This is a genomic window from Wolbachia endosymbiont of Mansonella perstans, from assembly GCF_020278605.1.
Lineage (GTDB): Bacteria > Pseudomonadota > Alphaproteobacteria > Rickettsiales > Anaplasmataceae > Wolbachia.
This window is the reverse complement of the sequence record NZ_JACZHU010000049.1, coordinates 1-8,042: the sequence shown is the minus strand read 5'-3', so window position 1 is coordinate 8,042 and position 8,042 is coordinate 1. Positions and strand designations below refer to the sequence as shown.

Below are 8,042 nucleotides of genomic sequence, written 5' to 3'. Positions count from 1 at the left end.
ACGACAGAAATAGTAAGTACAATTCAGTATATATGATGGTTAACTCTGGTGCAAGGGGTTCTACTTCACAGATGAAACAGCTAGCTGGAATGCGAGGACTCATGACTAAGCCTTCTGGTGAGATTATAGAAACACCTATAATCTCCAACTTCCGCGAAGGGTTAAACGTATTTGAGTACTTCAATTCTACTCATGGTGCACGTAAGGGTCTTGCTGATACTGCGCTTAAAACTGCAAACTCTGGGTACTTAACTCGTCGCTTGGTTGATGTGTCTCAAAACTGCATAGTTACAAAACATGATTGTAAGACCAAAAATGGTCTCGTTGTAAGAGCCACGGTTGAAGGAGGTACCATAGTTGCGTCTTTAGATAGTGTTGTGCTAGGTAGAACAGCTGCAAATGATATATATAATCCAGTGAAAAAAGAATTGTTGGTGAAAGCAGGAGAGTTGATTGATGAAAGTAAGGTAAAGCAAATTAACATTGCAGGCCTTGACGCTGTGAAAATTAGATCACCTTTAACCTGTGAACTAAGCCCAGGTGTATGTGCTTTATGTTATGGAAGAGACCTTGCAACTGGCAGAATTGTTTCAATAGGTGAGGCAGTTGGTGTGATAGCTGCTCAATCCGTTGGAGAGCCAGGTACTCAGTTAACAATGCGTACTTTCCACATAGGTGGGGTAATGACTAGGGGCGTTGAATCTTCAAATATTATAGCTTCTATTAATGCTAAAATAAAATTGAACAATAGTAATATAATTATAGACAAAAATGGAGATAAAATTTTAATAAGTCGTTCTTGTGAAGTTATATTGATTGATAGTCTCGGTAGTGAAAAATTGAGGCATAGTATACCTTATGGTGCCAAGCTTTATGTAGATGAAGGTCAGTCAGTAAAAATTGGCGACAGAGTTGCAGAATGGGATCCTTATACATTACCTATTATCACGGAAAGGACTGGTACAGTATCTTATCGAGACTTAAAAGATGGAGTGTCAATCACTGAGGTTATGGATGAATCTACCGGAATATCAAGTAAAGTAGTGAAGGATTGGAAATTGCACTCTGGTGGAGCTAACTTGCGTCCTCGTATAGTGTTGCTTGACAATAACGGTGAAGTAATGACACTCGCAAGTGGCGTTGAAGCATGTTATTTTATACCAATTGGTGCAGTACTAAATGTACAAGATGGCCAAAAGGTTAACGCAGGTGATATCATTACAAGAACACCAAGAGAGTCAGTCAAAACTCGTGATATTACTGGTGGTCTACCAAGAGTTATAGAATTGTTTGAAGCACGACGTCCTAGGGAGCATGCAATTGTTAGTGAAATAGATGGTCATATAGCATTTTCTGAGAAAGATCGGAGAGGAAAACGCAGTATATTAATTAAGCCTATAGATGAGCAGGTTTCTCCAGTTGAATATCTGGTATCAAGGAGCAAGCACGTAATAGTCAATGAGGGTGATTTTGTATGTAAAGGTGATCTATTGATGGATGGTGATCCTGACCTTCATGATATTTTACGTGTACTTGGACTCGAAGCTCTAGCACACTATATGATTTCTGAAATACAGCAAGTCTATAGATTGCAGGGTGTTCGTATAGACAACAAACACTTAGAAGTAATATTAAAACAAATGTTGCAAAAAGTAGAAATTACTGATCCTGGTGATACCATGTACTTGGTTGGCGAAAGCATTGATAAGCTGGAAATTGATAGGGAAAATAATGCTATGAAAAATTCTGGCAAGCGACCTGCTAATTATCTTCCTATCCTGCAGGGAATTACGAGAGCTAGCCTTGAAACTAATTCCTTTATTTCTGCTGCTTCTTTCCAAGAGACAACGAAAGTGCTAACAGAAGCAGCATTCTGTGGAAAGGAAGATTCTTTGAGCGGGCTAAAAGAAAATGTCATAGTAGGAAGATTAATCCCTGCTGGTACAGGTTTGGTTATGAGCAAGGTTAGAGCACTTTCACTTTGTAATAATATAGATAAATATGAAAAATATTTTAATATTGAAACTTATGACGAAAAACTGTTAGGAAATAACAGTTGTCATTCACATTTTGATGAGAAAGAAAGTGTAGTAACAACAAATTATGATCAGCCAAGCTGAATGAGCCAGCAAAGAGTGGCGTTTATACCTCTATCTACCTGTCCGGTGCAAGATGGGTATACGCTTAGGAAAGTTTACTAATTGAGACCCTCAAGTTAACGCCATTGGCTGTTCGCTAAGCATATAATATTTTTAACTTTTTAGCAACTACAATCCATACTTTCCCCACTTCTCTGTAACTTTTTTACTATTTCTTCGTTCATTTCAATTTTTTCCCCACTTTCATTTGGTTTCAGGCGGGATTTTATTTGTCACATCAAATCCCATTTTACCTACAAGTCCACTTTCAGGAGAGGTAAAATCTAAATAATCAATTGGTGCATTTTCTATCACAATTGTATTACGCATTGGGTTCATTCCTGTTGATATTGCCCACATCACTTCCTTCCAATCACGCACATTTATATTATCATCAATAACTATAATAAATTCCGTGTACAAAAACTTCTTGAGAAAAGAAAGTATGCTCATGACAATTCTTTTCGCATGTCCGGAATAAGATTTCTCGATCGACACTACTGCTATTCTATAGAAACAACCCTCTGGTGGCAGATAAAAGTCTACTATCTCTGGAAATTGGTTGATGAGAATCGGCACAAAGATTTCGTTTAGTGCCTCACCAAAAATCGATGGTTCATCTGGTGGCTTGCCAGTAAAAGTGCTAAGATATATTGGGTTTTTACGCATTGCGATTGCAGTAATGTTAAATTCCGGGAATTGTTCAATAGAATTATAGTAACCAGTGTGGCCTTCGTATGGCCCTTCATCTTGATACCTATCCAAACTCACATAGCCTTCCAAAACGATCTCTGCGTGAGCTGGCACTTGAAGTGGTATAGTTTTACAATTTACAAATTCAAGCAGCTTCTTGCGCAGCAGTCCAGCAAATTGGTATTCTGACGTGTTTCTGGCACTGGAGTTATTGAAGCGATAAGCATTGCAGGATCGCTACTGACTTACAGCAGCAGGAAACTTAATACTTTGCCCCTTTTCCTTCTACCGTTATGGTGACCTGTCCCTTCACGATGTGCAAGCCAACACATTAGAGTCATTTTTTTATCCTCAACTTGCATAAGATATATTCCAAGATTGAAGTTATCTTGCTTGTCCTTCGTGGGTCCTTTTATTACCACAATCAGCCAGGTGATAAGCGGTACAGGTTCATCTGGCCAACACGTTTGAATAGGCAATAAACTAAGATCCACTCCATTCCCAGTTAGCACCACTTCTTGACATGGAGCTTTGCTCACGACTTTACTGTGCATCGACAACACAACCGCAACTTTCAATAGAGGAAACATCTTTATAGCATCCTTGAAGTTTTTTGGCGGTTCAGCGGACTGTAAAAATGCTAGAAGTTTACCAAGATCCCTTAGTTCACTAAGGTTTATACCCAGTCCTAAAGCTATTCTATAGATAGTGCCAAATAAATTCACTAAAACAGGAATCGAATTTTTGCCGTTTTCTGTGATAACATTTTCAAAAATGATTGCTGACTCTTTGCTTGACAGAACTCTACAGTGAATTCCTGTCATTTAGAGAACTGTTGAAATCTCCTTTTTAGTTCTAATCAGATCCTTTTTTCTTTTAAAGCAGAGACGAAGTCGCGTAAGTTGTTGACATAGCTCAAAACAAATCCTCTAATGTAATCACATGATACATCTTATCCTTTAGATGTTGGTTTTCAGAAGCTCCATTTACAGTAATCAATACCCAGAATATTTGCTTCTTTGATTTCATTTTTTCTTTATAAACTGTTTCCTTTTTCTTTAATTGTTCAACAAATTCCTTCGTTACTGTATAATAAGGTTTATCACTATACTTTATTTCACAAAGCATTGCACACCCATCTTCTCGATCGAAAACTAAGTCAATCTGAGTACCAGATTCTTTACTGTTCTTCTTTGGGTGATATTGTCAATCTCCACATATGACTGCTATTAATTTTATTGGCATGTTTAAAACACACTGATCCAAATGTTTGCCTGCCCATGTTTCCAAGCTGGTTTCTTTATTGCTAACTCCCAATAGTGGGCATCACTTATTATGCCCTTTTTGTTACTCCTCTAAACGGTTCAGTCCATGTTAGATAGAATATATATTCGTCAATTATTCTGTAATATACTCTCCTTTTTGCTTTACTCAGTGGTAAAAAACCACCAATAAATCCAGCTTCTTCTAAGCTCATTAATTTAGTAGTTAAGTGACTACCTTCAGCGATTTTAGTTACTTTTATAAGTTTTTTCCTATTGATCCCTTTTGGCTTTTTTGCAACTACGCGAATAATGCTGAGGTACATTTCTGGCTCTTCATGTGGAGAATGGAATAGCATATCAAATTCATCAAATAATAAACCATCCTCCTGGAAGCAGAGCATATTAATATTTTGTGCTGCAGATAATCCTTTACTTATTTCTTTAAGGTAATGCGGTATCCCTCCCCTGGCCATATAGAGCTACAATATTTGCTGGCGATTAAGGTTGACTCCTAAATATCTTAAATATTCTTTAGTTTCACGTAAGTTAAAAGGCTGCGAAGATATTATCGCAGTAATACAATTATGCAATCCCCCTCTACTATAAGTTAAATTTTCCAACATCCAAGAAGCTGCTGAACTACATACAACCAAGATAAGTTTCTTTCGGTATGTCCAGCTTATGTTTCAAAAATATTCTAATGCTCTCAGAAAGCCAGATTTTCTTGCCACAAGCCATGGCAGTTCATCAAAAAATAAGACAATCTCTTCTTATGTGTGCTATCAATAGCAAATGCTAACTGCTGTAATGTATCCATCCAATTTTTAGGCAGGGCTATTCTTGCACCTTTGTAAAAAGTATTTGATAATGATTGTACAAAAATTGCAAGCTGCTCCTGCAAATTACCATTATTAAGGCCAGTCTGTTCAAATAAAATATCGGCATGTTTCTGGAAAATTGTTTTATTAGGTACGTCTTACCCACACGACTCTGACCATAAACAGGAATAAATTCGCTGATTAAAAAAGAAGCTTACTTTCTAGATGGCTATTTCCTTTTCTCTACCAATTATTTATTGGTTCGCTTATATAATTTACCGCTGCGTTTGCTAGCGTTATACACTGCAGTTATAAGATGATCAACTTTCTACCGCCGCGTTTACGGTTGCTATGTGCGGCGGTAAAGGATGGAGTATCCTATAGCTGGCTATCCCGGCGTGCTTTGGCTACTTGCATTATCAAATCTTCTAATGAGTTTTGTGCCTGAGTTTCTTTGCGAAAAGTTTGCACTTGCAGCAAATTTGGCTATGCTAACACTAGATGCTTTCTTTTATATACATTTACTTGTATACTAAAAATTTATATTGCAGATCTATAAGCGTATGTCTAGAATATCGTTTTTACTGATTTTAATAATAGTAATAGCAAGTTTGCCAATAATAAACAATTGGCTCTCAAGTCGTAGCAAAGTGCTAAACGATAAGCATATAGGTGAGAGATTAGATAACTATATAAGTAGAAATTTTGATAAGATTATAAAAACGCTCCGGGAAGAATCAATTAAAAGTAGTTACGCTGCTCGAGGTAATGCGGCTGAAGGTAAAATCTTACAGCATAAAAATGAAATATTTGACCCCTCTTATCCTTACTTAGGAAATGAAAATAGCAATGTTATAGCTGTAGGGTTTTTTGACTATTCTTGTGGCTATTGCAAAGCCATAAAGGACGATGTAAAACAGTTGATCAATGACGGCAAAGTTAAGTACATTTTTAGGAACACTCCAATACTTGGTAACGATTCTTTAAAGGCGGCAAAAAGTGCTTTAGCTGTCTATTTTATTGACAAGGGAAAATATTTTGACTTTCACTATGCTGCCTTAGACCACAAAGGAGAATTTTCAGAAGAAAATATACTGGGTATAGTAAAAAGCATAGGAATCAATGAAAGTGACTTCAATGATTCTATGAAAAACAACGCAGACAAAGTTGAACAGATGATAAACAACAGCAGACTTTTAGCAAGGAATCTAGAAGTAGGCGGTACACCTTTTTTAATAATTGGGGATAGTCTGTTTGTAGGAGCGACTGATTTGCATGTGTTACGCGAAAAAGTAGATGAATTAAGCCATAAGCAAAGCTAGTTTCAGTTTGTCATAAAATTTTATTTTTTTGCTTGATAGCACAAGTGAATTTAAGTATAGTAATCATGGATATGATGAGTAACAATACGTAGAAGCTACATATTAGCTCGAAAGAGTGGGCGATACATACGACTGAGCATAGCCTTAAGTAATCAGCCTTCACAGGTTGACTGCTCCATTAAAATATAATTATCACTTTTGAGTTGTAATATGCAAGGTTCTAACTATATAAGAAAGCCAATTGCTTTTTTTCGACAAATCAAAGAAAATGAAAATCAAGTAATTTATTGCATAATTTAAAAAGCACTTATCCTGAAAAGCTAAAAATAGGAACTGCTATAATGACAGGAGATTGCTTTTTCGACTCCATGGTTCAAGGATTGAATGGATTAAATATAAAGCCTAGTTATCGTTTTACCGCAAAATCATTAAGAGAAGACTGTGTAGATTATGCTGAGCAACATGGTGAACAAGATAGTTGGACCTATAAAGCAGTAAATAAAAGACGCTGCTATTGGTAGCTACTTTACTACGCTAGAAGATCCTATGGTCCTATACAAAATCTAGAAACTAAAGCAAATATGATAGACGAAGAAGAGACTTTTTGTGAGTCTTTAAAAGACATTAAGAATATGGATACAGGAAATGGTTCTGCACTTATATGAGATCATCCAGGAATTGGAGGGAGAAGATACGCGATAAGTATAAAGTGGGCTTTGTGTTTATTCAATAGAGGAAGATAGCCAAAAAGTTACAGTAACCAAAATTACAGCACATGATGATGATTCAGAAGTTTTTATACAAGACGTGAATCTTGATCAACTAAAGATAGATAATAGCAAAAAAGCTGTAGGAGTAGTGAATTACACTAGGCATTTTGTGCCCTTCTTAGCAAAATCCCTTCTGATATAACAGAAAGTCAACCAGTTTCTGGTGAAGAAATTCTTGGCTCAGGTAGAGGAGTTTCTCTTTCTGATCAACTAACAAAAAGAAGGTCAACCAGTTTCCAGTGAAGGAATTTTTGGTTCAGGTAAAGGAACTAATCAATCAGAGCAAGAAATACAGCAAGAAGAGCAGCACTAATGGGAGCCGGTTTTACAAGGTTATACAGATAAAGAAATCCTTCTTCTCATCAACAAGAGCAAAAAACACGACAAGAAGGAATACAAAAAAAATTAATTAGTAATTGCAGAAAAGAAGCTATTTATGGCACAATTGCTGTGATAGCTGATATAGTATTCACAGCATCCACTATAACTGCTGTTTTTACTCAACCAATTCCTTTAGCGTTCCCTTTTGCTGGAGTTGCTTTAGTCGTTGCATATGTTTGTGTATACCAATTAACGCAGAGTCATAAAAATATTAACGAGCTAAAAAGCGAGTTAGGAAAAGATCAAGAAAATAGTCCCCACACTTTTATAGAAGCAATGGGATTAAAAATGCACAGTCTTATTAATAAAGCAATTTTAAAAATTTAAGATCTTTTCACCTTATCTACACCACCTCAATTCCACTTTCAAAGGAGGACATATGTCATTTACAGAAATGAGATTCCCAAAAATATATCTTACGGTTCAACTGGAGGACCGGAACTTTTCACTGATGTTGTCACAACCCACAGTGGTTGTGAACAGCACAGTGTCAACTGGTTTCGTGCACGTGCTAGGCATAACATAGCTTATGGAGTCAGATCAAATGAGCAGCTGACGGAGCTCATAACATTTTTTAACACACAAGAGGTAGAACAATAGGGTTTCGTTTTAAAGATTGTTCAGACTTTACAGCCACCAATCAAGAAATTGGAAT

At 36.5% G+C, this 8,042-nt stretch carries 6 protein-coding genes and 2 pseudogenes; 5 read left to right on the top strand and 3 right to left on the bottom strand.

Going from position 1 to position 8,042, the window contains the following annotated elements:
• Nucleotides 1–2,120, top strand: a pseudogene (locus tag IHO13_RS03505) (DNA-directed RNA polymerase subunit beta/beta'); the annotation flags it as partial.
• Nucleotides 2,121–2,267: 147 nt separating this feature from the next.
• Here IHO13_RS03505 and IHO13_RS03500 read toward each other — a convergent pair.
• From IHO13_RS03500 to IHO13_RS03490, 3 genes and pseudogenes are all read right to left on the bottom strand, one after another.
• Nucleotides 2,268–3,750 (bottom strand): annotated as a pseudogene (locus IHO13_RS03500) (UbiD family decarboxylase).
• Complete coding sequence (locus IHO13_RS03495; protein ID WP_225538298.1) at nt 3,747–3,959, bottom strand: hypothetical protein; 213 nt, start codon at nt 3,957–3,959, stop codon at nt 3,747–3,749. The pseudogene IHO13_RS03500 and the gene IHO13_RS03495 overlap by 4 nt, the downstream one beginning before the upstream one ends.
• Nucleotides 3,960–4,164: 205 nt before the next feature.
• Nucleotides 4,165–4,569 (bottom strand): ATP-binding protein, encoded by a 405-nt coding sequence (locus IHO13_RS03490; RefSeq protein ID WP_225538297.1) that lies wholly within the window; start codon nt 4,567–4,569, stop codon nt 4,165–4,167.
• A gap of 908 nt (nt 4,570–5,477) precedes the next feature.
• Between IHO13_RS03490 and IHO13_RS03485 the strand changes: the two genes are divergently transcribed.
• The 4 genes from IHO13_RS03485 (at nt 5,478) to IHO13_RS03470 (ending at nt 7,987) form a co-directional block, all read left to right on the top strand.
• On the top strand, nt 5,478–6,236 hold the full coding sequence (locus tag IHO13_RS03485; protein WP_225538296.1) for a DsbA family protein: 759 nt from the start codon (nt 5,478–5,480) through the stop codon (nt 6,234–6,236).
• 287 nt (nt 6,237–6,523) lie between these two features.
• Entirely contained in the window at nt 6,524–6,757 is a 234-nt protein-coding gene (locus tag IHO13_RS03480) for an OTU domain-containing protein (protein WP_225538295.1), read from the top strand.
• A 699-nt stretch (nt 6,758–7,456) separates the two neighbouring features.
• Nucleotides 7,457–7,714: a hypothetical protein gene (locus tag IHO13_RS03475; protein WP_225538294.1), complete on the top strand. Its 258-nt coding sequence runs from the start codon at nt 7,457–7,459 to the stop codon at nt 7,712–7,714.
• Nucleotides 7,715–7,771: 57 nt separating this feature from the next.
• Nucleotides 7,772–7,987, top strand: a complete 216-nt coding sequence (locus IHO13_RS03470) for a DUF2460 domain-containing protein (RefSeq protein WP_225538299.1) — start codon at nt 7,772–7,774, stop codon at nt 7,985–7,987.
• Nucleotides 7,988–8,042: the final 55 nt, after the last annotated feature.

Bases quoted from the DNA above. Each gene is read 5' to 3' on its own strand.
- IHO13_RS03490 (WP_225538297.1), bottom strand. From the start codon at position 4,569: ATGGCCAGGGGAGGGATACCGCATTACCTTAAAGAAATAAGTAAAGGA.
- IHO13_RS03495 (WP_225538298.1), bottom strand. From the start codon at position 3,959: ATGCTTTGTGAAATAAAGTATAGTGATAAACCTTATTATACAGTAACG.
- IHO13_RS03485 (WP_225538296.1), top strand. From the start codon at position 5,478: ATGTCTAGAATATCGTTTTTACTGATTTTAATAATAGTAATAGCAAGT.